Origin of the sequence: Thalassotalea sp. PP2-459 (assembly GCF_001913705.1) — a bacterium.
GTDB classification, from domain to species: domain Bacteria; phylum Pseudomonadota; class Gammaproteobacteria; order Enterobacterales; family Alteromonadaceae; genus Thalassotalea_C; species Thalassotalea_C hakodatensis.
Window position 1 is genome coordinate 341,671 of the sequence record NZ_MKQD01000034.1, and the last position, 26,195, is coordinate 367,865.

At 38.8% G+C, this 26,195-nt stretch carries 21 protein-coding genes and 4 tRNA genes; 23 read left to right on the top strand and 2 right to left on the bottom strand.

The features are described from left to right. Positions 1-64 precede the first annotated feature (64 nt). A complete protein-coding gene (locus BI291_RS07715; RefSeq protein WP_074497945.1) occupies positions 65-814 on the top strand; it encodes a hypothetical protein in 750 nt (249 codons plus the stop codon). Positions 815-1,207: 393 nt separating this feature from the next. Continuing rightward, positions 1,208-2,449, top strand: coding sequence for a malic enzyme-like NAD(P)-binding protein (locus BI291_RS07720; RefSeq protein WP_074497946.1), 1,242 nt, complete (start codon positions 1,208-1,210; stop codon positions 2,447-2,449). A gap of 87 nt (positions 2,450-2,536) precedes the next feature. Here BI291_RS07720 and metJ read toward each other — a convergent pair whose 3' ends face one another. Beyond that, positions 2,537-2,869: a met regulon transcriptional regulator MetJ gene (gene metJ / locus BI291_RS07725; protein WP_074497947.1), complete on the bottom strand. Its 333-nt coding sequence runs from the start codon at positions 2,867-2,869 to the stop codon at positions 2,537-2,539. Between the two features lie 184 nt (positions 2,870-3,053). On the opposite strand from metJ, the gene metB reads away from it, so the two are divergent. The 4 genes from metB to BI291_RS07745 all read left to right on the top strand — a co-directional run bounded on the left by metB (position 3,054) and on the right by BI291_RS07745 (position 9,584). Next, positions 3,054-4,214: a cystathionine gamma-synthase gene (gene metB / locus BI291_RS07730; protein ID WP_074497948.1), complete on the top strand. Its 1,161-nt coding sequence runs from the start codon at positions 3,054-3,056 to the stop codon at positions 4,212-4,214. Positions 4,215-4,238: 24 nt separating this feature from the next. Next, on the top strand, positions 4,239-6,704 hold the full coding sequence (metL, locus tag BI291_RS07735) for a bifunctional aspartate kinase/homoserine dehydrogenase II (RefSeq protein ID WP_083601955.1): 2,466 nt from the start codon (positions 4,239-4,241) through the stop codon (positions 6,702-6,704). 231 nt (positions 6,705-6,935) lie between these two features. Next, complete coding sequence (locus tag BI291_RS07740) at positions 6,936-8,396, top strand: hypothetical protein (RefSeq protein ID WP_074497949.1); 1,461 nt, start codon at positions 6,936-6,938, stop codon at positions 8,394-8,396. A gap of 57 nt (positions 8,397-8,453) precedes the next feature. Beyond that, positions 8,454-9,584 carry a GGDEF domain-containing protein gene (locus BI291_RS07745; RefSeq protein ID WP_074497951.1) on the top strand — a complete coding sequence of 377 codons (1,131 nt, stop codon included), beginning with the start codon at positions 8,454-8,456 and terminating at the stop codon, positions 9,582-9,584. Here the strand turns inward: BI291_RS07745 and argE are convergent. Continuing rightward, positions 9,581-10,729, bottom strand: a complete 1,149-nt coding sequence (gene argE, locus BI291_RS07750) for an acetylornithine deacetylase (protein WP_074497952.1) — start codon at positions 10,727-10,729, stop codon at positions 9,581-9,583. The two genes, BI291_RS07745 and argE, sit on opposite strands and share 4 nt — an antisense overlap. Before the next feature lie 280 nt (positions 10,730-11,009). Between argE and argC the strand changes: the two genes are divergently transcribed. The 17 genes from argC to BI291_RS07835 form a co-directional block, all read left to right on the top strand. Next, on the top strand, positions 11,010-12,035 hold the full coding sequence (gene argC, locus BI291_RS07755) for an N-acetyl-gamma-glutamyl-phosphate reductase (protein WP_074497953.1): 1,026 nt from the start codon (positions 11,010-11,012) through the stop codon (positions 12,033-12,035). Further along, complete coding sequence (argB, locus tag BI291_RS07760) at positions 12,035-12,814, top strand: acetylglutamate kinase (protein ID WP_074497959.1); 780 nt, start codon at positions 12,035-12,037, stop codon at positions 12,812-12,814. Before argC ends, argB begins: the two co-directional genes overlap by 1 nt. A gap of 40 nt (positions 12,815-12,854) precedes the next feature. Continuing rightward, on the top strand, positions 12,855-13,772 hold the full coding sequence (locus BI291_RS07765) for an ornithine carbamoyltransferase (protein WP_074498036.1): 918 nt from the start codon (positions 12,855-12,857) through the stop codon (positions 13,770-13,772). A gap of 38 nt (positions 13,773-13,810) precedes the next feature. After that, complete coding sequence (locus BI291_RS07770; RefSeq protein WP_074497961.1) at positions 13,811-15,040, top strand: argininosuccinate synthase; 1,230 nt, start codon at positions 13,811-13,813, stop codon at positions 15,038-15,040. Positions 15,041-15,058: 18 nt separating this feature from the next. After that, the gene (gene argH / locus BI291_RS07775; protein WP_074497964.1) at positions 15,059-16,996 is read left to right on the top strand and encodes an argininosuccinate lyase; all 1,938 of its coding nucleotides are present in this window, start codon (positions 15,059-15,061) and stop codon (positions 16,994-16,996) included. Positions 16,997-17,033: 37 nt separating this feature from the next. Next, positions 17,034-18,344 carry an amino-acid N-acetyltransferase gene (gene argA / locus BI291_RS07780; protein ID WP_074497966.1) on the top strand — a complete coding sequence of 437 codons (1,311 nt, stop codon included), beginning with the start codon at positions 17,034-17,036 and terminating at the stop codon, positions 18,342-18,344. Between the two features lie 436 nt (positions 18,345-18,780). Further along, positions 18,781-19,962, top strand: coding sequence for an outer membrane beta-barrel protein (locus BI291_RS07785; RefSeq protein ID WP_074497968.1), 1,182 nt, complete (start codon positions 18,781-18,783; stop codon positions 19,960-19,962). Positions 19,963-19,976: 14 nt separating this feature from the next. Further along, entirely contained in the window at positions 19,977-20,486 is a 510-nt protein-coding gene (locus tag BI291_RS07790) for a polysaccharide biosynthesis/export family protein (RefSeq protein ID WP_074497971.1), read from the top strand. After that, complete coding sequence (locus BI291_RS07795) at positions 20,486-22,642, top strand: polysaccharide biosynthesis tyrosine autokinase (RefSeq protein ID WP_074497973.1); 2,157 nt, start codon at positions 20,486-20,488, stop codon at positions 22,640-22,642. The genes BI291_RS07790 and BI291_RS07795 overlap by 1 nt, the downstream gene beginning before the upstream one ends. Positions 22,643-22,730: 88 nt before the next feature. Further along, positions 22,731-23,759, top strand: a complete 1,029-nt coding sequence (gene murB / locus BI291_RS07800; RefSeq protein ID WP_074497975.1) for a UDP-N-acetylmuramate dehydrogenase — start codon at positions 22,731-22,733, stop codon at positions 23,757-23,759. Beyond that, positions 23,759-24,736 (top strand): bifunctional biotin--[acetyl-CoA-carboxylase] ligase/biotin operon repressor BirA, encoded by a 978-nt coding sequence (gene birA, locus BI291_RS07805; RefSeq protein ID WP_074497977.1) that lies wholly within the window; start codon positions 23,759-23,761, stop codon positions 24,734-24,736. The genes murB and birA overlap by 1 nt, the downstream gene beginning before the upstream one ends. Then, complete coding sequence (locus BI291_RS07810; protein ID WP_074497979.1) at positions 24,733-25,452, top strand: type III pantothenate kinase; 720 nt, start codon at positions 24,733-24,735, stop codon at positions 25,450-25,452. The genes birA and BI291_RS07810 overlap by 4 nt, the downstream gene beginning before the upstream one ends. Positions 25,453-25,579: 127 nt before the next feature. Continuing rightward, a tRNA-Thr gene (locus BI291_RS07815) sits at positions 25,580-25,655 on the top strand. A 28-nt stretch (positions 25,656-25,683) separates the two neighbouring features. Beyond that, a tRNA-Tyr gene (locus BI291_RS07820) sits at positions 25,684-25,768 on the top strand. A gap of 90 nt (positions 25,769-25,858) precedes the next feature. Next, positions 25,859-25,933, top strand: a tRNA-Gly gene (locus tag BI291_RS07825). 18 nt (positions 25,934-25,951) lie between these two features. Then, positions 25,952-26,027: transfer RNA gene (locus BI291_RS07830), tRNA-Thr, on the top strand. Between the two features lie 73 nt (positions 26,028-26,100). Then, positions 26,101-26,195, top strand: a 95-nt coding sequence (locus BI291_RS07835) for a GTP-binding protein (RefSeq protein ID WP_018694456.1), incomplete at its 3' end; no start/stop codon positions are given.

A 26,195-nucleotide genomic window follows, 5' to 3' on the forward strand; every position in this document is an offset into this window, starting at 1 on the left:
AGTGGCCTTTACGCATATTTAATTTGTTTTGTTCTATACTAAATTAAAGAGGTGAGGGTAGTAAATGAAAGCCATATCGATTATATTTTTTTTAATGCTGTTATTACCGTTAACGGCGAAAGAGTTTACGGTTGGAGTTCAAAACACTTCTTTTTACCCCTTGTATGATTTTCCTAATCCAAGCCATACCAAAGATCTTCTTGATGCATTTGCAAAATCTAAAGGTTACACCTTTACCTATATAGCGTTACCGGTTAAGCGAACAAACTTTTGGTATAAAGAAAATGCGATTGATTTTAAATATCCAGATAATAAACGTTGGACGAACGGCCGAAGTTATTATCCGCTTTTAAAGTTTAGTTTACCTACTGTTGAACTGTTGGCCGCAGCGATAGTGCCAGTGGAGAAATTAGGTCGTAAACGTGAAGAGATTAAACAATTAGGCACCATCTTTGGTTTTCATCCAACCTTGTGGCTAGATTTAATTGAAAATGGTAATACTACGTTAGTTGAAAGCCCATCCACCTTAAATATTGTTAAACAAGCAGCTCATGGCTATGTGGATGCGTTAAATTTAGAACCTGCCGTTGTGAAACATCATTTACGTTTGCTAAATAGAGAAGGTGCACTTGTGATTGATGAGAGCTTGCCTCACGAAGTGTATAGCTATCATCTTTCTACAATTCATTACCCTGAAGTCTTAAAAGAGTTTGATCAATTCCTCTTAAATAATCAGGTCTTATTAGAAAAGCTCAAAAAAAAGTATCATATTGATGATATTAGCGTATACAAAGAAAATGAGCAGGGTAAATAGCTAAATCATTCAGCTTTCTTATATTCTTTTTCTTTTTTATATAGCGAGAATAAAGTATACCTACGTAAAAACTACTGCGTTAGTGCCAATTGTAAATGTTAAAAAATTACGAGTAATAATTGATTAACGAGTGCTAAACGGCAATTTTTCCCCGTTTATATCTATTTTTTTGTTTTTTGTACGAAAAATAACAACATTATTAAACGTAAAGATACTGAGCATTAACGACTGTTATGTGAATTAGGCAAGAAAAGTGACTATGATTTAATTTAATGCACTTTATTGGCCGACTGGTCGGCCTTGCTAAGAGCTAAGAAGATCTTTTACTATAGCCTGAAAGAATAAAAACAATAACTTTACTTTAATTTTTAATATAACGCACAAGGACACCCCATGACGGACTTTCGCCAAAAAGCTCTTGATTATCATCAGTTTCCTAAACCAGGGAAAATCGGCATTGAATTAACAACACCCGCAGAAACTAGCCATGATTTAGCATTAGCATATAGCCCTGGTGTTGCCGAACCAGTGCGAGAGATTGCCGAAAACCCAGAGGCTGTTTATCAATATACTGCTAAAGGAAATACTGTTGCTGTAATTACCAATGGTACGGCAATTTTAGGGTTGGGTAATTTAGGTGGAATGGCTGCCAAACCTGTGATGGAAGGTAAATCTTTACTCTTTAAACGCTTTGCAAATATTGATTCGATTGATTTAGAAGTAAAACATAAAACGGTTGAAGAATTTGTTACTACAGTAGCCAATATCGCAGACAGCTTTGGTGGAATCAATCTTGAGGATATAAAAGCACCCGAATGTTTTGAAATTGAAAAGGCCTTAATAGAACGTTGTAAAGTTCCTGTGTTTCATGATGATCAACATGGAACCGCCATTGTGACTGCTGCGGGTATGATCAACGCGCTTGAAATTCAAGGTAAAGAGTTACGTCACGCAAATATTGTATGTATGGGGGCGGGTGCGGCTGCTATTGCTTGTATGGAATTATTGATTAATTGCGGTGCTCAGCGTGAAAGAATTTATATGTTAGATACGAAAGGAGTTATTCATCCTCGCCGTAATGATTTAAATGAATATAAAAAACTTTTTGCCAACAATACGGATAAAAGAACCCTTGATGATGTCATTGATGGTGCAGATGTCTTTGTTGGCGTATCAGGGCCAAATGTTTTGTCTGCAGAGCAGGTAAAATTAATGGCAAAAAATCCTGTTATATTTGCCTGTTCGAATCCCGACCCTGAAATAAAGCCTGAAATTGCATTGGCAGCAAGAGATGATGTGATTATTGCCACAGGTCGTTCTGATTACCCAAACCAAGTGAATAATGTTTTATGTTTTCCTTTTATTTTTCGCGGGGCACTTGATGTACGTGCGCGTACTATTAACGATGAAATGAAAGTAGCTTGTGTACATGCGATTCGTGAAATAGCAAAAGAGCCGGTACCAGATGAAGTGTTATCAGCAAGTGGTGACAAGCAGTTATCATTTGGCAAAGATTATATTATTCCTAAGCCTATGGACCCAAGGTTATGTCATCGAGTAGCGAAAGCTGTGGCACTAACTGCGGTTGAATCTGGCGTTGCTGCATTATCATTACCAGAAAAATATCAAGACTAGTAGCTATTGCATCGTTATTTAATGTGTTAAGTAACGATGCAAATATTCTGACTGAGTTTGATAATGTGAATGTTGAATAATGATTTACTATGAATCTTCGTCATCTTCAAAGACGCTAAAATCAGTAATGCCTTGCTCAGCTAAAGCATCGCGAATACTTTTAGGTAACCTGTGCTCATTGTCTTTGGCAAGGTCTTCGTCGCTGGGTAAGGGTTGTCCAGTGAATGCGTGTAGAAACGCTTCACATAATAATTCACTATTTGTAGCGTGACGTAAATTATTAATTTGGCGACGTGTTCGTTCGTCAGTTAACACTTTTAACACACGAATTGGAATCGATACGGTGATTTTTTTTACTTGCTCACTTTTTTTACCGTGTTCAGCATACGGGTTGATATATTCGCCATTCCATTCAGCCATGAAAGACCTCTAGTTACCTATAATACATAATTACGTTGATTTTACTGTTTGTAGCATCTTAGTCAATATGAATGTGTAGAAGTTTAGATGTCTAAAGTGCTTGATCCGATGCTTTATAACGTATAGACTTTTGGACGTCCAAACATCTATTTGATTGGTAACTGCAGCAAAAAGGCGAGGCAATATGAGTAAAAACAAATTAGCAACCACCGCGGTAAGAGCTGGTATAAATACAGATCAACATCATGGTGCTGTGATCCCTGCCATACATCTTTCAAGTACATATGCATTGAAAGGTTTTAATGATAAACGCCAATTTGACTATTCTCGTACAGGAAATCCAACGCGCGCTACATTTGCTAAAGCGATTGCCAGTTTAGAAGGCGGTTCGGTAGGTATTGTGACTTCAACGGGTATGTCAGCTGTTCATTTAATTTGTCAGTTATTATCAACAGATGATTTAGTGATTATTCCACATGACTGTTATGGTGGTAGTTATCGCTTATTTACCCATTTAGCAAAGCGAGGCCAATTCAAATTACTGGTCGTAGATCAAAATGATCAAGCAGCACTTAAAGAGGCCTTGTCACAACGCCCTAAATTAGTGCTAGTAGAAACACCGAGTAACCCGTTAATGCGTATTGTGGATATTGCACAAGTGGTTAAACAAAGTCACGACGTCAATGCGCTTGTCGCTGTAGATAACACTTTTTTATCTCCAATATTGCAACAGCCACTCGCGCTAGGAGCTGACATTGTTTTTCACTCTACCACCAAATTTATCAACGGACACAGTGATGTAGTTGGCGGGGTGCTGGTCACAAAAGATCAAGCACTTGGAGAAGAACTAGCATGGTGGGCGAACTGTATTGGAATTACAGGCTCTGCATTTGATAGTTATTTAGCGTTAAGAGGGCTAAAAACTTTACCCATTCGCATGAAGCAACATCAAGAAAATGCCGATGCAGTCGCAAATTTTTTACGTGAACATGGTGCAGTTGAACGAGTGTATTACCCAGGTTTTGAAGATCACCCAGGTCATCGTATCGCTATGCAACAACAAATGGCGCATGGATCGATGATGAGCTTTGAAATTAAAGGCGGAGTTGAGGCTGTAAAATTACTGTTCGATAATCTTTCTTTGTTTACGCTGGCACAATCATTAGGTGGTGTTGAAAGTTTAATAAGTCACCCTTCAACAATGACGCATGCAGGCATGGAACTATCTGCACAAATTGCCGCGGGTATTAGCCAATCATTAGTGCGTATTTCCGTTGGAATAGAGGATAGTGAAGATATTCTCTCAGATTTAAATAATGGCTTAAACGCAAGTCAAAAAGTCTAGATATCGAATTAAGTTGAAGAAGTAATGAATCAAACTAACGTAATTGAACAATTTAGTGCTGATAATAACCAATTAGCGAAACACGCAACGAATGTCCACAAATTTGGTGGTAGTTCGTTGGCATCAGTGCAGTGTATTGAGCGTGTAGTTGACATTATACGACAACATTGCCAAATAAATGATGTTATTGTTGTGTCTGCCAATGGGGATACGACTGACGCTCTGTTTGAAATTTACCACCAAGCGTTAAAGCAAAAAGATTCATTATCAACCAAAATCTTAGCCTTGCAAGAACAACAAGCGAGTTTGATTAATCAGTTATTAAATGCAGCTAGTGCAGCACGATTAACCATGTTACTTGCTGAAGATATTGAGCAAATTACGCAATGGATGACGACAAACCCAGAGCAATATGAGGCAGATTTACTCGCTTATGGGGAAGTATGGTCCGCTAGACTATTATCATCAGTGCTAAGTGAAACGGTTTGTCCAAGTTATTACCTTGATGCGCGCGATTTTCTCGTGATAAATAATCAAGTAGATTGCTTTGTTGAGCGAGATGAAAGTTTACAGCAATTTAAAGAATGTCTTAAAGCTAATCAGCTAGCGATTGTCACCGGGTATATTTGTAAAGATATTGAAGGTAAAAGCTGCACGTTAGGGCGTAATGGTAGTGATTATTCCGCAACAATTTTAGCCTCATTTACTGCAGCAACTAATGTGACTTTATGGACAGATGTTGATGGTATTTATAGTGCAGATCCTCGTGTTGTGCCGCAAGCTCGTAAACTGCACCGCTTACCTAATGGTGTGGCAAAGGAGTTAGGCCGATTGGGCAACCCTGTGTTACACGCTAAAACATTACAACCTATTACAGCAACTGATACACATTTACATGTAGCAAGTAGCTTTGACCCTGACGTACCTGGTACTGAAATTGGTAAGTTTGGGCAAATTGCTAAACAAGAGCTATCTGTTACCTATACCAATGATTTAATTTTGGCGCAATCTGAGAGTTTTGTTGGGGATTCTGGTATTCAAGCTGAGCGTGTTTTTAATGCACTTGGCGCTGATACTAGAGCAGGTTTTATTGTCATTAAACAAGAACAACAGAAGGGGGTAAGCCAATGGTTAGCTGCCCATGATACGGAAGTATCTTTCACTCCGTGCGCTATTCTTGCCGTTGTTGGTCATAACGTTGTTGAACAAGGACAAGTAAAGGCCAGATTTAAACGTGCGCTGCGTCATCAATCTTGCTTCTCTGTTGTCAATTCGCAAAGTGCACATAGCCTGATTGCCATTTTAATCAATCCGTGTACCACTGAATTATTAAACAATGTACACCATGAAATGACAAAAGATGCCCGTCATATCGGTATGGTGGTTGCAGGCTTAGGGAATATTGGCCAACGCTTTCTTGAAATGTTACCAGCACAATTGACATCAATCGCGGTATTAGAAAATGTGCATTTAGTTGGGTTAATTTCATCTCGTAAGGCACTAGTGAATACTGACGGTATTGAAGTAAATCAAGCATTAGAGTTGTTTGCTGAACAAGCGCAGAGTTATGATAATGAGTTGTTATTTTCATGGCTAAGTAACCATCCGTATGACGAATTAATTGTTGTTGACATCACACCAAGTGAATCGTTTAGCCAGTTATATTTGCCTTTTTTCCAACGAGGAATTCATATTATTGGTGCAAACAAGTGGGCTGCTTCTTCACCTACTGAAGAATACCAATGTTTAGTTGATACATCTCGAGATAACAAAAGCATTTGGCTAGGTAATACCACGGTTGGTGCAGGCTTACCGGTAAATTATGCGATTGAAGATCTTAATCGAAGCGGTGACAACATCACGGAATTGTCGGGCATATTTTCAGGCACGTTATCATGGTTATTTCAAACCTATGATGGCAGCGTACCATTTTCGACTTTACTACTCGATGCACTCGCACAGGGGATCACTGAGCCTGACCCCCGAGAAGATTTATCCGGTAGAGATGTACAGAGAAAATTACTTATTTTAGCAAGAGCCGCTGGTTTTAATTTATCGTTATCGGATATTTCTCGACAAGACTTAGTACCGGATACGTTACAATCGTTATCGACTCAAGAGTTTTTAGCGTCAGCGGAGCAGTTAGATACGTTTTTTGCGCAAGCGTTAGATGATGCGAATAATAAAAATGCGTGTATTCGATACATTGCGAATTTTTCGGCAGATCAACACGGAAAACTGCATGCGGAAGTAAAATTAGCGGTCTTACCGAATACACATGCGTTTGCAAACTTAACGCCGTGCGACAATATTTTTCAAATTAAGAGTGGTTGGTATCAAGACAATCCGCTTATTATCAGAGGCCCTGGTGCCGGTAGAGATGTAACTGCCGGTGGCTTGCACTCTGATCTTGTGGCGATGTGTCAACAACTTGTGAATCGCAGATCAGTTGTTAAACTTAAAGGCATTGAAGAAAATAACGACGTATAATAATTTTTGGCTTATTATACGAAACTAAGATATGTATTAAGTAACAATAAGACGATTCATTTGTGCCTGTTCATAGTGTTTTTTAGCATGTTTATTATCTCAACGGTGTTTCATCGTACCTTATAGTTAGCAAATAGAAGCGAAATATTCGTATGATTGAAGCTGTTGGACCAATGGGTAAAAGTAAAGTTTTATGGGATATAGTGATTCTACAGACACAAAGTATTATATATGGCTAACAAAATAGACACTAAATTTACATTACAAGTCAAAGCGTTATTAAATAAACTGTATGGTCGCAGTGTATTGAAAGATTCATTGCTTGAACAAGCAATAGAGTTTTATGAAAAACAGCCGTTTTATCAACACAAGCTGGATAACTTAACTCAGCAAATCAACGAATTGAATACTCAAAATGGGGATGCCAGCGCGAAGCGGCAGCTTGATAAGCTCGAACGTGAATACCGTGATATCAAGCAAGAGTTTAAGTTTGAAAGCAATGACAGATACAAATACCTTTATAATATATGTAAGGAAATCCTATCCTTAACAGAAGGTGCTACTTTTGCAGAAACTATTCGAAAATCAGCGCAAATGCTCGGCACCATTCAATTACTATGTCCTACGGTAGGAAAACGTGTTGCCGAAGTAAATGAACGTAGTAAACCCTTATATAAATCAGTTCTGACCTTACGCTTGCTAGATCAGCTTTGTATTGATAAAGCGATGGTTGCAAATGATGGACATGTTAAATCAGTGCTCGGTGCTCTATCAGGAGATGCGTTTAAAACGATGCAAGAACTTGACAAGGATACTCATGAAGCATTTATTGAAAACGTTAAAATTCCTGTGGTTATGGCTTCCCTATTGCAAGATATTGGGCATTTTCATCCAGAAGCGCAGCGAATTGTAAAAGGCGCTGATGGTACCTTAGATCCCCATCGCACTTTACCCGTAGAAGAACGAAAAGCGTTGCTGCAAATTAACTATCGTGAAACGGTTAAGTTTCTAATTGATGGTATTGGTGCCCCTATTTATGTAGGTAATTCTAAGGCAGATAGAGATAAATTTAATGTCGCTGAACATAAAAAATTAATATTCATTAAGCATTTATTAAAAAGTGCAATTGCACCTAAATTGGGTGTCGGTAACTTGATTAAAGTACCACAAATTTATACGTCGATAATTTTGTCAACGAAAGACAGTTATAATTATAAATTACTGCCCAAGGTATATCAGGCGTTAAATCAAAATGCTGAGCGAGGCACCTGTAGCCCTCTGGTAGTTGATACATTACGAAAAATTACAGGAGATTTTCCACAAGGATTTGGTGTTACTTTTATTCCTAAAGATTCCGATGGAAAAAGTGGAGATCATTATGAATACGCCATAGTAAATCAACTCTACCCTAAAGATCCGAAACACCCATTATGTCGTGCTGCAACGCGAGGGCTAACCTTTATAAGTCACGGACAAGATATTGAAATAGTAGGTGATATTAGTTTGTATAATACAGATACAGCAAAAAAATTCGCCGCATTAAGTAAAGATCGTTTAAATGAAATTTTAGAAAAGTTAGCTTCCAACTACCAAGAAAGAAAACAATTGGATCTGCTACCAAGGTGTTGGCATGCAGGTGAGTTTTTTGGTTTACCTAATCACCAAAAGCTTTGGAATAAAACGGCTAATTAGTCATGTGTTTAGGAATATTTATGCTAATATAACGTGGTGACGAACAAGGAATGTAGTATGAGCACACATGTTGAGATCGCACTTGCGGTCATTTTAATTTCATTAGTAATGTTTTTTGCGTCTTTGCTTTTTCATGATAAAGCAGGAGACAAACCAGCGCGAATTGCTTTTCGAACTTTTTACTTCTCCGCGATTCTTTTTTTTATTTCTATTTCTAATTTTGTTAGTGAACCAGCACCGTTTAATGATTTACTGACTGACATCTTTTTCGCCATCTCAAATGCTAGTTTAACGTTAGGCATTTTATGGCGTTGTAAAAGCCGTTTACCTGAAGAGTTAGTATATGGCTTAACGACACTCTATTTATGTATGGACGTTTTTATCAATGCGTATAGTGTGCAGTTTGCATATAGCTATAATGTTATTTGTTCACTGATTTGTGCCTATGCATTGTTAAATCGTCAAGATGGTGTCAACACTGGTGATAAAGGCATGGCTGCAATTTTATTTGTACATGCAGTGTTATTAATTATCAATCTTATCAGCGTAACCGGAGTCGTAGAAGCAGGGTTATACAGCAAGTTTATGACGGTGGTGTTTGTCTTTGCACCAGCATATATGGCAGGTTTGACAATCTTTCTTTTTGCCAGCTATATGTTAGACGCACGTAAAGCACTAGAAATTCAAGCAACAACCGATCCATTAACTGGCCTATATAATCGACGTTTCTTCTTTGAACAAGCAAAGCTTGCATTATCCACCAGTGAACGTCATGGCGAACCTTTATGCTTAATGATGTGTGATATTGATCACTTTAAAGACATTAATGACTCATTTGGTCATAAAGCTGGTGACAGCGCAATTAAAGCTTTTTCAAACGTATTACAGGCGTCTTTGCGTGTAGAAGATGTTTTGGCGCGCTATGGTGGCGAAGAATTTGTGATTTTATTGCCACAAACTAGCTTAAGTAAGGCGCAACATGTTGCGGAAAGAATGCGTAGCGAAACTGAAAATATCGCTTTAGCCTCTGAAAAAGGTTGCATTAATATCACTGCTAGCTTTGGTGTTTGCCAAGTAGGTGAATTTAAAGATATTGAAACCTCTATAAATCACGCTGATAAAGCAATGTATGCCGCTAAATCAGCTGGCCGAAATAACGTAAAAACCTATTCGGCCGTTTTAACTTAATAACAGTAATGCTGAATTAATTGGCTTAGTACCTGATGTGTTTTTGTAATTTCCGAAAATGCTAAGAATTCATTAGGTTGATGAGCTTGCGCGATTGAGCCTGGGCCCATCACAATGGTTTGACAACCCAGTTGTTGAATAAAGGGGGCTTCAGTGGCGTAGTTTACTGCACAACATTGATGACCAGATGTTTGCTCTGCAACAGTTACAAGTTCGCTTTCTTTTGCTTGTTCAAAGCTTGGTGAACTCGGGTGAAGCTCATCAAAAGCAACACGATCAGGGTATTTTTCTGCTAATGGGGTTAAGCATTCTGCTAATAACTGGATAAGTTCACCATCTGTCATTCCTGGTAACGAGCGCATATCTAGATCGAGTTCACAGTATCCACAAATTCTATTGGCGTTATCGCCTCCTTTTATTGCCCCTAAGTTTAATGTCGGTGATTGCACATCAAATGCAGTGTTTTGAAAATTTAATGCCAGCTTTTCTTTGAGTTGTAATAATGCTGCAATCACTTCGTACATTATTTCAATAGCGTTTATGCCAAATGCAGGTGTACTTGAATGACCTGATTTACCTTTAATGGTAATCCGATGTGACATATGACCTTTGTGCATCACTACAGGTACTAAATTAGTTGGTTCACCGATAACAGCTGCATCCGGTTTAATGAATTGATTTTCAGAAAAATACCGGGCTCCGGCCATAGTGGTTTCTTCATCAGCAGTTGCTAACACATATAAAGGTTTTTTTAAATCGTGCTGCTTAATGTGTTCGCAGGCTTGTAAAATAAAGGCGAAAAAGCCTTTCATATCGCATGTGCCTAAACCATAAAATTTGTCGTCTTTACTTAATACTTTCAAAGGGTCCGATTGCCAACGATTTTCATCGAAAGGTACGGTATCACTGTGACCGGCAAGTAATAAACCTCCTTCACCTGAGCCAAGCTTGGCCAATAAATTAAATTTATTTCGTGTGCCAGGAACTGGTTGAATATCTACGGTAAATTGTAAAGTTTCAAACCAAGTGGCGAGTAGATTAATGATGTCTCTATTACCTTGATCCCAGCTTTCTTGCGTTGAACTGATAGAGGGACTAGCAATAAGTGACTGTAAAGCTTCAATAAAATTAGGAATTTGACGCATGTTTATATTACCAATAATAATTGTTGGGTATATATGCTAATTTGTTGCATAACTACCCATTTTAACTTAGAATACATTTCTAGTGTAATGAACCGGAACAATTCTGGCTATTACTAAATGAAACTTATTTGAAGATTGCGCTTAGCAGTATGATTTTCTCTTAGCTTCTAATAGTATGAGTTGAGAGAGCCCGAACAAAAGTAAACCGTATTATCTTGATGTATATCTTCGATACTGTGTTTATAAATAATGAATAAAATTGCAATTATGTTGAGGTAATATGAAAGTAGCAATAGTTGGTGCAAGTGGGTATGTTGGTGCTGAATTAGTGGCGTTACTAACACAACATCAAAAAATGTCGATTGAGCATTTACTCGTTTCTGAAAATAGCGAATCTGCTAACGTTGCTTTTTCCACCTTGCATCCGCGCTTTAAAGGTGTGTGTGATACTCCCTTAGTTGCATTTTCTGCGCAATGGATTGAAGCTAATGCAGGTGGTTTAGATGCGGTATTTTTTGCGACGCCTCATGAGTTTAGTGCTGATTGGGCCCAAGCATTTTTAGCTAAAGGTGTTAAAGTTCTCGACCTATCAGGTGGCTTTCGTTTAAAGAACAGTCAAGATTATCCTCAGTATTATCATTTCGAGCATCAAGATTTAACATCGCTTTCAAAAGCCGTATATGGCTTAGCAGAGTGGCATGAAGCTGATATTGCTTCGAGTGATTTAATTGCCGTACCAGGATGTTATCCAACCGCAAGTTTATTAGCGCTAAAACCGATTATTGAAAATAACCTTCAACAGTCAAACGGTTTGATCGTAGTAAATGGCATTAGTGGTGTTAGTGGTGCAGGTAGAAAAGCAAGCCTTGCTACGAGTTTTAATGAAGTGAGTTTAACACCTTATAATATATTACAACATCGTCACCAACCTGAAATTAGCCAAGAAGCAGGCGTAGAAGTCATTTTTAACCCGCATTTAGCGCCTTATAAACGAGGGTTGATGGTCACTATTACCTTATCACTTAAAGTGGGTGTGACCACGGAACAGATCAGTCAAGCTTACGAAGGCGCTTATCAACGTTCACCTCTTGTAAGGCTAACACCTCAATGGCCAAAGATTGATAACGTTGCTCATTCTCCTTTCGCAGATCTTCACTGGCGTGTTGACGAAGAAAAGCAAGTGCTAGTGGTCAGTTGTGCAATTGACAATTTATTAAAAGGAGCTGCTTCACAAGCAGTGCAGTGCGCTAATATTATTTTAGGTTTACCTAGTCAGTACGGCTTGATCATGGGAGAAAACCTCTAATGGTGATAACAAAAAAACCTTTAGTGATCAAAATAGGCGGAGCCATTCTTGAAAATGGCTCTGCTTTGCATGCATTGCTTAATGTTATCACCACTTTGAATAATCAACCTGTCGTACTCGTTCATGGCGGAGGTTGCGTTGTTGATGAAATGTTAACTCAAGCTGGTTTTACCACAGAGAAAAAACATGGGTTACGTGTAACACCAACAGCACAAATGCCATTAATTGCAGGTGCATTAGCTGGAACCGTGAATAAAACCATTGTCAGTCAAGCAAACAGCTTGGGATTAACCGCTGTAGGTTTATCATTGCAAGATGGCAATATGGTGAGCTGTGATTTACACGAGCTAGGCTTAGGTCAAGTGGGTGTGCCGAAAGCGCTTAGTAGCACATTGTTGGATATTTTATTAAAGCACCATTTTTTACCGATTATTTCTTCTATTGGTGCGTTATCAAACGGCGATTTAGTCAACGTCAATGCAGATGATGCGGCGGTTGTTATTTGCCAACTATTGAATGCTGAACTGCTCTTATTGACAGACGTTGATGGCGTGAAAGACGCATCAGGTCAGTATTTAAATTCATTGAATAATACCCTTGCTAAACAATTGGTTGAGCAAGGGGTTATTGCTGGTGGCATGACAGCTAAAGTTAATGCCGCTTTGTATGCAGCGAAACAATTACGACGAAGTATCGCGGTTGCCAGCTGGAAAAAGCCAGAACAAATAGCAAAGCTATTAAATGGCGAACAAATAGGCACCCGCATAGAAGCAAACTAACGTTTTTTCTTTTTTGATACTTTAGGATTTTACCATGGCTTTGAACCATTATTTAGCTGACGATCAATTAACCAAATCGCAAATTCAAGCGTTAATTGCATTGGCGATAGACATAAAAAAAACACCTTCATCGTTTAACCAGGTGATGAAAGGCAAATCGGTGGCGATGATTTTCGAAAAACCCTCATTGCGAACTCATGTAAGTTTTGACATGGGTATAAATAAACTCGGCGGTCATGCTCTTTATTTGGGGCAGCAAAATGGTAAATTAGGTGAGCGTGAACGTGTTAGCGATTACGCAAAAAATTTATCTTGTTATGCAGATGTTATCGTAGCTCGTGTTTTTGAACACCAATCAATTCAAGGGCTTGCAGAACATGCTTCAGTACCTGTTATTAATGCATTATGTGATGTTTATCATCCATGCCAATCGTTAGCTGATTTTGTCACCTTAGCTGAACGCTTTGAAAACTTATCAGAAGTTAAACTTGCTTATATTGGTGACGGAAACAATGTGTCTAACTCGTTGATGTTAATGGCTGCGGTGTTAGGCGTCGATTTTACATTGGTGTGCCCTGAAGGTTATGGCCCAACGCAAGATATGCTGAACAATACGGCTAAGCTTGCTGAGCAAAGCGGCGCTACATTTACTTTCACAACCAACATTAATGCGTTAGGTAAGCAAGATGCAATTTATACCGATACTTGGATATCAATGGGCAATGAAGGTGATGAAGATAAAGCTGCCCTACTTGAGAAATTTAAACCCTATCAAGTCAACCATGCATTAATGAATGACACACAGGCAAGTGTTGTGATGCATTGTCAACCAGCGCATTTAGAAGAAGAAATAACAACAGCACTTTTTGATGACCAAGAGAAATCGGTCGTCTTCCAACAGGCAGAAAATAGAATGTGGGCGCAATGCGCAGTGCTTACATCACTTATTAGTGAATAGTAAATAATTTTGAAATAACAGATTTAATAGGTAAAAAAATGGCTTTAGCAACGAAAAAACAAATTAAGAAAGTAGTATTAGCGTATTCAGGTGGCTTAGATACTTCAGCAATTATTCCATGGTTAAAAGAAAATTATGACGGCTGTGAAGTTGTCGCGTTTTGTGCTGATGTTGGACAAGGCGAAGAAGAACTAGAAGGCATTAAAGAAAAGGCCATTGCATCGGGCGCTTCTGAATGTCATGTTGTTGACTTAAAAGAAGAGTACGTAAAAGACTATATTTACCCTATTTTAAAAACGGGTTCAGTGTATGAAGGTCAATACCTTTTAGGTACATCAATGGCACGTCCTGTTATTGCAAAAGCACATGTAGAAGTGGCATTAAAAGTTGGTGCTGATGCGGTGTGTCATGGTTGTACGGGTAAAGGTAATGATCAAGTTCGTTTTGAGTCGTGTTTTGCTGCATTAGCTCCTGAATTAACGGTTATTGCGCCATGGCGTGAATGGGATATGGTTTCGCGTGAAGATTTACTCGATTATCTTGCTGAACGAGATATTCCTTGTGCTGCGTCATTAACAAAAATTTATAGTCGTGATGCAAATGCCTGGCATATTTCTCATGAAGGCGGTGAGCTAGAAGACCCATGGTGTGAACCATCAAAAGAAGTATGGACCATGACGGTTGATCCAATGGATGCTCCAGATACGGCAGAAAGCGTTACACTTAGTTTTGAAAAAGGCGAGCTTATTGCCGTTGATGATAAAAAATTATCAGCCTATGAAGCACTAATGTATCTTAACGATAAAGCCGCGGCACATGGTGTTGGTAGAATTGATATTGTGGAAAATCGTTTAGTTGGTATGAAATCTCGCGGCTGTTATGAAACGCCTGGGGGCACAGTATTGATGGCGGCATATAAAGGGCTAGAAACATTAATTTTAGATAAAGAATCATTAAAATTTCGTGAATCAGTTGGTTTAGAGTTTTCACATGTTATCTACGACGGTCGTTGGTTTACGCCATTAGCGAAAGCTCAGTTAGCTGCAGCTGCATCATTTGCAGAACAAATAACCGGTGATGTAGTGGTTAAAATGTATAAAGGTAATGCAACAGTTACCCAGCGTCGTTCACCAAATAGCTTATATTCTGAAGCATTTGCGACTTTTGGTGCAGATGATGTTTATGACCAAAAACATGCAGAAGGCTTTATTCGTTTATTTAGCTTATCAAGCAGAATAACCGCACTTTCACAAAAAGACGCTAAGTAATCAAAAGGAAATAATATCATGGCATTATGGGGCGGTCGGTTTAAAGAGAAAGCCAGTGTGCAATTTAAAAAATTCAATGATTCCTTACCGGTAGACTACCGTATGGCGGTGCAAGATATCGTTGGTTCAATGGCGTGGGCAGAAGCGATTCATGAAGTGGGCGTATTAAACGACGATGAGTTAACACGCTTAACGGCAGCGCTTGCTGAATTAAAGCAATCTGTTGAAGAAAACCCAAAACAAATCTTAGCCTCTGATGCCGAAGATATTCACAGCTGGGTAGAAATTCAACTAATTGAAAAAACAGGTGATTTAGGTAAAAAGCTTCACACAGGGCGAAGTCGTAATGATCAAGTTGCAACGGACCTAAAGCTTTGGTGTAAAGAAACTGGCGGTGAACTGCTAATTGCTTTGGTTAATTTACAGCAAGCCATGATGAACCTTGCAGAGCGTGAAAAGGGCACGGTATTACCGGGTTATACTCATTTACAGCGGGCACAACCCGTAACGTTTGGCCATTGGTGTTTAGCCTATGTCGAAATGTTTAACCGCGATATTGGTCGGTTAAAAGATGCGATATATCGTTTAGACGTCTCGCCACTTGGCTCAGGTGCTTTGGCAGGTACCGCGTATCCAATTGATCGTAACGCGTTGGCACACCGTTTAGGCTTTAGAAAAGCAACGATGAACAGCTTAGATGCCGTTTCAGACCGCGATCATGTCATTGAACTACTGTCTTCTGCGAGTATTTCGATGATGCATTTATCGCGTTTTGCTGAAGATCTCATCTTTTATAATTCAGGGGAAGCAGGCTTTGTCGAAATGAGTGACTTGGTGAGTTCAGGTTCTTCGTTAATGCCGCAAAAGAAAAACCCTGATGCGTGTGAATTGATTCGTGGTAAAGCAGGTCGCGTTTTTGGCTCGCTCACAGGAATGCTAACCACCATGAAAGCTTTGGCACTTGCTTATAATAAGGATATGCAAGAAGACAAAGAAGGTCTTTTTGATGCCATGGATACATGGCTAGAATGTATGGAAATGGCAGTGTTAGTTGCAGATGGCTTAAAAGTTAATCGAAGTAGAACATTGGCGGCGGCACAGCAAGGTTATGCCAATGCAACTGAGCTTGCAGATTACCTTGTAGGTAAAGATATTCCATTCCGTGAAGCGCATCATATCGTTGGCGAAGTCGTGCTTGCTGCGATTGATAAAGGTGTTCCGTTAGAAGACTTAACCTTGACACAACTGCAAACATTTAGTGAAAAAATTGAACATGATGTTTATCAGCATTTATCGATTGAATCAACGTTAGACAAGCGTGAAGCCCTAGGTGGTACATCGCGTACACAAGTAGAAAAAGCGTTAGCGACCACACAATCAGGCAATGAAGAAATTCTGAATGAACAAGTTGTGGGCGCGCCAGGTAAACAACAGATAAAAGTAGCATTAAAGCAAGTTCAACAACGTTTGAATGCACAACGAGCGGCAGCTATGTCGGTACGTAGAGCACGTATGCCAGATGTTGATGCTATTTTTAAACTGGTTAATGACTGGGCAGAAAAGGGGGAGATATTACCGCGTTCTCGAGATAATATTATCCATGATATTCAAAATTTTGTGGTGGCAGAACTTGAAGGCGAAGTAGTGGGATGTGCGTCATTGTATATTTATCAAACGGGCTTAGCGGAAATTCGCTCTGTTGTTGTTGATAAAGAACATCATAACCTTGGTCAAGGTCAAGCACTTGTTCAATACTTATTAGAGTTTGCACATCAAATTGAATTAGAAAAAGTGATAGTACTCACTTACATACCGACATATTTTAATCAGTTAGGCTTTGCATTGATCGATAAAGCATCATTAGCGGATAATATTATTGAAGATAGTCAGCCAGGGCCCGATAAAGATCCAGCCGATGAAGTGGCGATGGAATATAATGTTGATCCAAGTAAGTAATCAAGAACATGTTCTTGGCTTAATAAGTGATAAGTGAATGAATAATAACGATTTAAGTTACGTTAAATGGTTTAGGAATGCAGCACCCTACATTAATGCACACCGTGGTAAAACCGTGGTGCTTATGTTTGGCGGTGAGGCTGTAACACATCCTAATTTTGCTAATATTATTCATGATATTGCCTTGATGCGTAGCCTAGGAATGAGATTAGTGGTTGTGCATGGCGCTCGACCACAAATTGAAGACCGCATGGCAAGACGAAATATTGAACGTATTATTGAGAATAATATTCGTGTTACAGATGCAGAAACTTTAGTGGCCGTTAAAGATGCTACTGGTTCTATGCGACTACACATTGAAGCGCTATTAACCATGGGGTTAGCGAATTCGCCCATGCATGGTTCGCAAATTCGTGTAAGCACAGGCAACTTTGTTATCGCAAAGCCGATGGGGGTGCGTGATGGCATTGATTATAAATATACTGGAAAAGTGAGACGCATCGATGCTGAAGGCATTCAGCAGCAACTTGAGTTTGGCTCTATTGTACTATTATCGCCGATTGGCTATTCACCTACAGGCGAGGTATTCAACCTGGCACTGGAAGATGTTGCTACTCAAACAGCGATAGCGTTGCAAGCAGATAAGCTGATCACGTTTACCGAAGGTGAAGGTCTAACAGACAGTGATAATAATTTAATCCGTAGCTGTAGTGTTCGCACTGTTAAAACATTACTAGATGAAAATGATTGTCATGTCCGTCAATTATTACTCAGAGCAATCATCTCTTGCGGAGAGAATGGTGTAGAACGTTGTCATTGTGTTAGTTATCAAAGTGATACTGCGTTATTGCAAGAACTGTTTACTCGGGACGGTGCAGGAACGTTAATCGCCAAAGATCATAAAGAGCAAATATGTACCGCAACCATTGATGATGTGGGGGGTATATTGGAGTTAATCGCGCCGCTTGAACAAGAAGGTATTTTAGTTAAGCGTTCTCGAGAGTTATTAGAAGTAGAAATACATCGTTTTACGGTACTTAAAAAAGAAGATGTTATCATAGCTTGTGCTGCATTATATCCTTACGAAGAAGCGTTGGCAGGAGAGATTGCCTGTGTGGCAATTCATCCCGAATATCGCAGCGGCAACCGTGGTGAACGTTTGATGGGCGAATTAGAGTTACGCGCAAAATCCAAAGGGCTAACATCACTTTTCGTGTTAACCACGGTAAGCGGTCATTGGTTTATGGAACAGGGTTTTATTGAACAACCATTAGATAAGTTACCTGAAGGTAAAAAACAAATGTATAACTTTCAACGAAAATCTCAAGTCTTGATGAAAGCAATTTAGCGATTGTTGATGTTTATTCAATAATGCCTGCTTAATCATCAGAAAGACTTTATATTGACAGCTTAATCGAACATCATTCATTGAAAAATACCACTATTATGGCGGTATTTTTTATCTCACTTTAGCAACAAACGCCACTTAGATTGGTATTACATCACGCTACCGCAGCTTTATTTAATTAGGAAATATCAAAATAAAATATAAATTTGGAACAATTTAATAGTCCCTAAACCCTAGTTTTTAGCAATTTCGATAAAAAATGGTCAATTGTTGTTGAAATTTTGCTTTATGGTGTTGAACAAGGTAATGTAACAAAAATGTTACTTCTATAAGTAACTAGCTCTACGTAAAGGGCAATTAGCCGCAAGGATGTTGATTAATAACAACGCTAACGGTAACTGAAATACAGTTAACATAATAATAAGAATTGTCGGGTATGATAACTAAACAACAAGCATTTTTTCTTGGCAGCTTTTTGCTAAGTGCTTTTTGCTCAATGGCGCAGCAGACGTCTGATTTACCGCAAGGAAATCAATTTAATCTTTCACTAAGCAGTGAATTCGGCACAGTTGACAACTTTTTGTTTGATAACAGTGATGAACAACGCACTAATTATTGGTCGTTAAGTCCTGAACTCTATCTTCAATTTGTTAATGACAAGCAACTCTTCTCTTTTGATGCAAAAACACAATTAAACAAATTTAGTGATTTTGAACAAGACGACCATTCAAATATATGGCTTGCTCCACGTTATTTGTACCGTTTGACAGATAATAAAACGTTATCTATCAAAGCTAGCCACCAACAAACCTATGAATACAGGGGCACAGGTTTATCTTTAGGTGACGCACAAAGTTTAAATAAAGGTGACGAAAAACAACAGTCTTCGTTCTCGCTTGGATATAGCTATGGCAGTAGTTACTCAACAGCGCAATTAGCAGTAGAACTAGGTGCAGTGCAAAGTAAATATCAGACCCGACGACACGTTACCAATCAACTTGATCAAGATAAACTTTTTGCAAATGCCACTTTTGATTATCAATTAGCGGGTGGCACCTTTTTATCGAGTGCATTAGAGATACAGCAAATAGCGTTCGAGCATCAACCGATTTACGACAATACAAAGTTAACTGCCTTAATCGGTATGAAATGGCCTAAATCAGTGGTAAGCCAGTTTTCATTACTGTTGGGTTATCAAAAAATTCGTTTTGAGCAGCCACTGTTTGATGATGACAGCGCTTTTAAGTGGCGTATTTCTTGGCGATGGTCTCCTGCTGAATCTACCAATGTCACATTAGCTTCTGAGCGTGATTTTGCAGTAGCTAATAGACTAAATGATAGTTATCGTTTGGTTGATAAACATGTGATGAAGTTCACACAGCAGTTGAGCGACTATTTCTTGTTATCTGCCAACGTAGGGGTAAACCAAGAAGAAGTTGTTTATCCCGATAAACGAAAAAGTGAAAACTATTTACGTGCTGGAATAAGTGTCGATTATTTAATGTCAGATAGAGTATCGCTAATATTAAACTATCAATTAAGCGATCTTAATGCCGATGATATGCTGTTTGAATATCAAAGAAATAGTGTTTCTTTGGGAATTAAAATAACAATCTAACGAGTGGATAAGCCATGCGCTTTTTTATTGTATTTTTACTGTTGTTTACTAATTTTGCTGCTGCGATGGAGTATCAATTAGGCTCTGGTGACAGTATTGCAATCACGGTATACGATGAACCTGATTTAACCACAAAGGTAAAAATCAACAAAACAGGGAAAATATCATTTCCATTTTTAAAAGAAATAGACGTACATGGTTTAACAACTAAAAAACTCGCAGCAGTTATCCAAGAAGGATTACTGGGCGATTATTTAATTAATCCACAAGTAACGGTATCTATCATTGAATACCGACCATTCTTTATTCATGGCCAAGTAAAACAGCCAGGTGGCTATCCATTTCAAGATGATTTAACGCTTGATAAAGCTATCGCGATAGCCGGAGGGTTAGCTGCTAGAGCTTCAAAAACGAATTGGAAGGTTTCGCGTGTTATAAACGGTGAAACGGTTGTTATGTCAGCTAATGTTGCAACGGTCATCTTGCCTGACGATATTATAGAAATTGAGCAAAGTTTCTTTTGATGAATCACGATGTAACGCCTATTAACCCAACGCAAGATGAAGTAGCTCTTAAAGAGGTGCTAAGCCCTCTATGGACGCGTCGTTGGAAGATATTATTCTTTACATTACTTATTACCTGTATCGTCGCATTTTATTCATCATTATTAAAACCGTCGTTTCAAGCCAGCGCCATTTTGCAAATTGGGAGTAATAAGCCGAGTAATACTCTTTCTATCAATGACGCCTTTAATGAGTCGAGCGCAAGTCAAGAACAAATTCAAACACAGTATGAGTTACTGCGTTCGCGAAAATTTGCTGAACGTGTAATTTCACGACTAAATTTGACTAAGCACGAAGAGTTTAACAGCGGAAAATATAATGACAAACTTCCCTTTTTAGCAGAACTTTATCGAAAAGACACTACTCCAACAATTGACCAAACTGTACGTGAATTTCATCAACGATTGACCATTAAACCGATAGCAGGTACAGAATTAGTTAACATTACGTTTAGATCCTATTTTCCTGAGCTGTCCAAACAGGTTGCTAATCAAGTTGGGCAAACATATTTACACTATCAAGATGAAATTCATGGAGCGTCAAAAGAAGCAACATCACAGTGGTTAGTTGATCAACTAGAAGAGTTAGGGAAAAAACTTGAGGCCTCTGAACGTGCTTTACAGACATATCGCGAAGAACAAGGCATCGTTGATATTCGAGGTATTGCAGGCTTAGTATCGGCAGAGCTGACTGAATTAACCTCTGCGGCATTGAAAATGTCTAAAGATGCTGACGACTTAAAGGTAACTTACGACTATATTCAAAAGCATAAATCGAGCGTTGAGCAATTAGTTGAATTGCAAAAAATCACGAATAAACCTGCATTTAGTCAATTAAGGATCAGTGAAGAGCGGGCTGAACGAAAATTAAATGAGCTTTCTCAACGCTATGGTCCAAAACATCCTAAACGAATAACCGCTCAAGCTGATCTTAATGCTATTCGTATTAATATGGCTGAAACCGTTGATGAAATTGTGATGAGCTTGGAAAAAGATTATCTCAATGCATTGGAAAAGGTAAAAGGAACGAATCAGCGGTTAGATAAAGCGAAACAACATTATTTACGCTTAACACGGTTACAAAATAAGTTTTCACAATTAGAACGAGAAGTAGACACCAATAAAGAATTGTACAGTAATTATTTAGTCAGGCTGAAAGAAGCTGACGCCATGGGGAATTACAAAGCTAATTTTTATGTTCGTTTTATTGATAAAGCGATTACACCAAAAAATAAATCAGCACCTAATCGTTCATTGATGGTGATCATGAGTTTTATTTTAGCGTTTGCGGTTATTTCAATCATTGTTATTATGCGTGAATTGTTAATGGATACTTTGAACTCTCGTCGCAAACTTGAAAACTTTAATGATGCACCTATTCTGGCAGTGCTACCTAAATTTAGGCGTAAAAATAAACAAAGTACTGAGTTGGATTATTTCAACGATAATCGTTTTACCGAGGCAGTTCGAACCCTAAGAACAGCCATATTATTTAATGCCGAAAAGAAACCGCCAAAAGTTATCGCAATCACCTCTTCTGTGCCAAATGAAGGTAAAACAACAGTTGCACTTCAACTTGCGCGTTCATTTAGTGAAATGGAAAAAGTCTTGCTCATAGAAGCTGATATGCGTCATCCAACCGTGTATAAAAATTTAGATTTAGCGCCTCATAGACCAGGGCTTTCTAACTTATTAGCGAAAACACATCAAATTAATGAATGTATCGTTAGAGACAGTCAGGTGAAATTAGATATTTTAACCTCAGGTATTACACCGGCTAATCCTTTGGCTTTCTTATCAATGAAGCGTTTTAATATGCTGATTAAAGTCTTTGGTAATTTTTATGATCGCATTATTATTGAAACACCACCTGTGAATGCCGTCAGTGATGCGGTGATCATTTCTCGTAATGTAGATAGCGTACTTTATGTCGTTCACGGCAGTAAAACTAAGCGTGATCAAATTTCAGCAGGGTTAAGGCTATTAAAACAAGCTAATGCACCGGTGCAAGGGGTGGTGATCAATCAAAGCGAAAATATCGATACTGATAAATACCACAATAAATATTACAACGATATGGCCAATATCATTAAATTACCCATGAGAAAGCAAGGCTAATATTTGAATTGTCTTTTCAATTGGCATAAACATTCCTTCGCCGATTGTTTTTTATTACACTAGTACAAACCATCTATTTTCAGCGTGTATGCAAATTCAGCAATCATTTAATTTATCTCATCATAACACCTTTAAGGTGCCGGCTATTTGTCCGCAATATTTTGAACCCAGCACGCTTGAAGAATTAAAAGAGGCGTATCAAAGCTGCAAAGGCAATTTCTACTTACTTGGTGAAGGTAGTAATACGTTGTTTATTGATAATCAAGCCCCGTTAATTATTCGCCCTAAACTCATGGGTAAATCAATTAACATGGAAAAAAATGCTGTGTTTTTAACGGTAAACTGTGGCGAAAATTGGCATGAATTAGTGCAATACTGTGTGGCAAATAACTACTACGGTATTGAAAACCTGGCATTAATTCCTGGTAGTGTTGGCGCGGCACCTGTGCAAAACATCGGTGCGTATGGTGTTGAATTGTCAGATGTTATTCAGTCTGTTTCTTGGTTCGATTTTTCACAGCAACAGGTGATAGAGCTCGATAACAGAGCTTGTGAGTTTGGTTATCGAGACAGTATTTTTAAACAGTCACTACAAGGAAAGGGAGTCATTGTCAGTGTGACTTTGAAACTCGCCAGAGAGTTTCAGCCGAAACTTTCTTATAAAGGACTAAGCTTTGAACAAAAAAAACTAACAGCAAAACATGTGATGGAAAGGGTGATAAGCATTCGTGAAAGTAAACTTCCAGATCCTAAAAAACTCCCAAATGCAGGCAGCTTTTTTAAAAATCCGATTATAAGTAGCGAAGTATATCACACATTAATTGCAACATATCCCGACATGCCCGCGTATAAAGTGACTGAGCAAACCTATAAGCTTGCTGCCGGTTGGCTAATAGAGCATGCTGGATTGAAAGGGTATCGTGAAAGAGGTGTTGGTGTGCATCAGAATCAAGCATTAGTACTGGTTAATTTTGAGCATGTAAAAGGTATGCGTATCGTTGAATTAGCGACACTTATTATGGAAAAAGTACAAGAAAAGTTTGGTATTTTATTGGCTCCTGAAGTACGAATTGTTGATCGCCGAGGCCTTACATCCATTTCAGAGATAATGGTCTAATGGCTAATCTAATAAAAGAAAAAATACTGATAGCGTTAGCCGATGGACAGTTTGTGTCTGGTGAATCATTGGGCGAGCGTTTCGGTATCAGTCGAGCTGCAGTATCAAAACATATTAAAGGCATTGGTGAGTTAGGCATTGATGTTTTTAGAGTTAGCGGTAAAGGGTATCGACTGGCGCAACCAATAAACATGTTAGATAAGCGACAGATTTTAACGCATATTGATCAAGCTTATTCAGACACGATTATCGACACTAACGTGCTTATCGATTCAACAAATAGTGAATTAATGCGCCGAATTCCTTCTCAATTAACACGTGGTCAAGTGTGTATTGCAGAGTGTCAAAGTGCAGGTCGGGGAAGAAGAGGCAGAGAGTGGGTATCTCCGTTTGGTTCTCATGTTTATATGTCAATGTACTGGTATTTAGAGCAAGGAATGTCTGCTGCCATGGGGTTAAGTATGGTAACAGCACTCGCGATTAGTGATGCGATTAAGAGCTTATATGATATTGATGTTGGGCTTAAGTGGCCTAATGATATCTATTTAAAGGGAGTTAAATTAGCTGGTATATTGATTGAATTAGAAGGGCAAGCATTAGATCCGTGTCATTGTGTTATTGGTTTAGGGGTAAATGTTGATATGCCTAATAATGTCACGGATAAAATAGATCAACAATGGACTGACCTTCAATCACATGTAAATAAAATCATTGATAGAAACCAGTTAGCGGCGTGTATTATTAGTAAGTTACGTAATCGAATATTCCAACATGAAAGATCAGGCTTGGTCGATATGATTGAAGATTGGCAAGCAAGGGATCAGTTTATTAATCAACCTGTTAAGTTAATCACAGGTGTTAATGAAACTCATGGCATCTGCCGAGGTATTAATAGCCAGGGTGCGTTACTTTTAGAGGTAGACAATAAAATACAGCCTATCTACGGTGGTGAAGTGAGCTTACGAGGCCTTGCATGAAATTATTAGTGGATGCAGGAAATACGCGAATAAAGTACACGATTTTTCAAGCTGGGAAGTTTTCAACTATTCATACAGTCTCAACGGGTAACTTAACACCGGAACTATCAGCAGACGTAATCGCTAAAATCACGGGCTGTTTAATTGCGAGTGTGAAACAAAGTGATGCCATATTAGCTGTGATTGATTGGTGTGAAAAACATAACATTCCGATTCAACAATTACGCAGCACTGAACACCACAAGGGTTTAATCAATAGTTATCCTGAACCGCGTACCTTAGGGGTTGATCGTTGGCTTGCCATGCTTGGAGCAATGAAGCTATTTCCAAGTACATCCTTAATGGTTGTTGATGCAGGTACTGCAACCACCCTTGATTGTATATCGCAGCAGGGTAAGCATCTTGGTGGTTGGATCATCCCTGGTATAGCATTACAAATGTCTACTTTATTTGATAAAGCTGAAAAGATTCATGGCGAGCCTGTAGCTATAAATAATATTGCTTTGGGCAACAATACATCGATGGCAGTTAGCCAAGGCGCTTTAATTGCTACTCTTGGATTGATAGAGCAGGGAGTAAAACTGTGTGCTGAACAAGGATTAAAACCACATGTTATATTAACAGGTGGCAATGCTGATTATGTAAGTCAGCATTTAGTGCTTGAACACCATGTTGATCCAGCACTTATCTTTCATGGAATGAGCCAATATTGCTGATAAAGTTAGCTAATTAAGCGCAGTTCTGAGTAAAAAACCGTCAAACAATAAAAATACGACATTTTTTTGTTTTTACCTATTGCAAGGGACAAAACATTACTCTAGAATTCGCACCACTTAATGTAGTGCCGACTTAGCTCAGTTGGTAGAGCAACTGACTTGTAATCAGTAGGTCGCCAGTTCGACTCCGGCAGTCGGCACCATTAATTCTCTTTATGAGATTTAGAATTTGGAGGGGTTCCCGAGTGGCCAAAGGGATCAGACTGTAAATCTGACGGCTCCGCCTTCGGTGGTTCGAATCCACCTCCCTCCACCATTTTTGCATAGCTTAGGCTATGCGGCGAAGAGCAACTTATAGTTAACGCGCTCTTTCACCAATTTTGCAGGGATATTCTGATTGAATACTGCGGGTGTCGTATAATGGCTATTACCTCAGCCTTCCAAGCTGATGATGCGGGTTCGATTCCCGCCACCCGCTCCAATCTTTGTAATTTCGTGTGCTGATATAGCTCAGTTGGTAGAGCGCACCCTTGGTAAGGGTGAGGTCGGCAGTTCAAATCTGCCTATCAGCACCACTACATTGAATTCTTCATTTATCCCACTTATTAACAATATAGCTTTTATAAAACTGCTTAGAGGTAATTGAAAGTGGCTAAAGAAAAATTTGAACGTTCGAAACCGCACGTTAACGTTGGTACTATCGGTCACGTTGACCACGGTAAAACAACTCTAACTGCTGCTAT

What these genes read in the sequence shown, in the direction of transcription:
- BI291_RS07715 (WP_074497945.1), top strand. Translation starts at nt 65, where the DNA reads ATGAAAGCCATATCGATTATATTTTTTTTAATGCTGTTATTACCGTTA.
- BI291_RS07720 (WP_074497946.1), top strand. Translation starts at nt 1,208, where the DNA reads ATGACGGACTTTCGCCAAAAAGCTCTTGATTATCATCAGTTTCCTAAA.
- metJ (WP_074497947.1), bottom strand. Translation starts at nt 2,869, where the DNA reads ATGGCTGAATGGAATGGCGAATATATCAACCCGTATGCTGAACACGGT.
- metB (WP_074497948.1), top strand. Translation starts at nt 3,054, where the DNA reads ATGAGTAAAAACAAATTAGCAACCACCGCGGTAAGAGCTGGTATAAAT.
- metL (WP_083601955.1), top strand. Translation starts at nt 4,239, where the DNA reads ATGAATCAAACTAACGTAATTGAACAATTTAGTGCTGATAATAACCAA.
- BI291_RS07740 (WP_074497949.1), top strand. Translation starts at nt 6,936, where the DNA reads ATGGCTAACAAAATAGACACTAAATTTACATTACAAGTCAAAGCGTTA.
- BI291_RS07745 (WP_074497951.1), top strand. Translation starts at nt 8,454, where the DNA reads ATGAGCACACATGTTGAGATCGCACTTGCGGTCATTTTAATTTCATTA.
- argE (WP_074497952.1), bottom strand. Translation starts at nt 10,729, where the DNA reads ATGCGTCAAATTCCTAATTTTATTGAAGCTTTACAGTCACTTATTGCT.
- argC (WP_074497953.1), top strand. Translation starts at nt 11,010, where the DNA reads ATGAAAGTAGCAATAGTTGGTGCAAGTGGGTATGTTGGTGCTGAATTA.
- argB (WP_074497959.1), top strand. Translation starts at nt 12,035, where the DNA reads ATGGTGATAACAAAAAAACCTTTAGTGATCAAAATAGGCGGAGCCATT.
- BI291_RS07770 (WP_074497961.1), top strand. Translation starts at nt 13,811, where the DNA reads ATGGCTTTAGCAACGAAAAAACAAATTAAGAAAGTAGTATTAGCGTAT.
- argH (WP_074497964.1), top strand. Translation starts at nt 15,059, where the DNA reads ATGGCATTATGGGGCGGTCGGTTTAAAGAGAAAGCCAGTGTGCAATTT.
- argA (WP_074497966.1), top strand. Translation starts at nt 17,034, where the DNA reads ATGAATAATAACGATTTAAGTTACGTTAAATGGTTTAGGAATGCAGCA.
- BI291_RS07785 (WP_074497968.1), top strand. Translation starts at nt 18,781, where the DNA reads ATGATAACTAAACAACAAGCATTTTTTCTTGGCAGCTTTTTGCTAAGT.
- BI291_RS07790 (WP_074497971.1), top strand. Translation starts at nt 19,977, where the DNA reads ATGCGCTTTTTTATTGTATTTTTACTGTTGTTTACTAATTTTGCTGCT.
- BI291_RS07795 (WP_074497973.1), top strand. Translation starts at nt 20,486, where the DNA reads ATGAATCACGATGTAACGCCTATTAACCCAACGCAAGATGAAGTAGCT.
- murB (WP_074497975.1), top strand. Translation starts at nt 22,731, where the DNA reads ATGCAAATTCAGCAATCATTTAATTTATCTCATCATAACACCTTTAAG.
- birA (WP_074497977.1), top strand. Translation starts at nt 23,759, where the DNA reads ATGGCTAATCTAATAAAAGAAAAAATACTGATAGCGTTAGCCGATGGA.
- BI291_RS07810 (WP_074497979.1), top strand. Translation starts at nt 24,733, where the DNA reads ATGAAATTATTAGTGGATGCAGGAAATACGCGAATAAAGTACACGATT.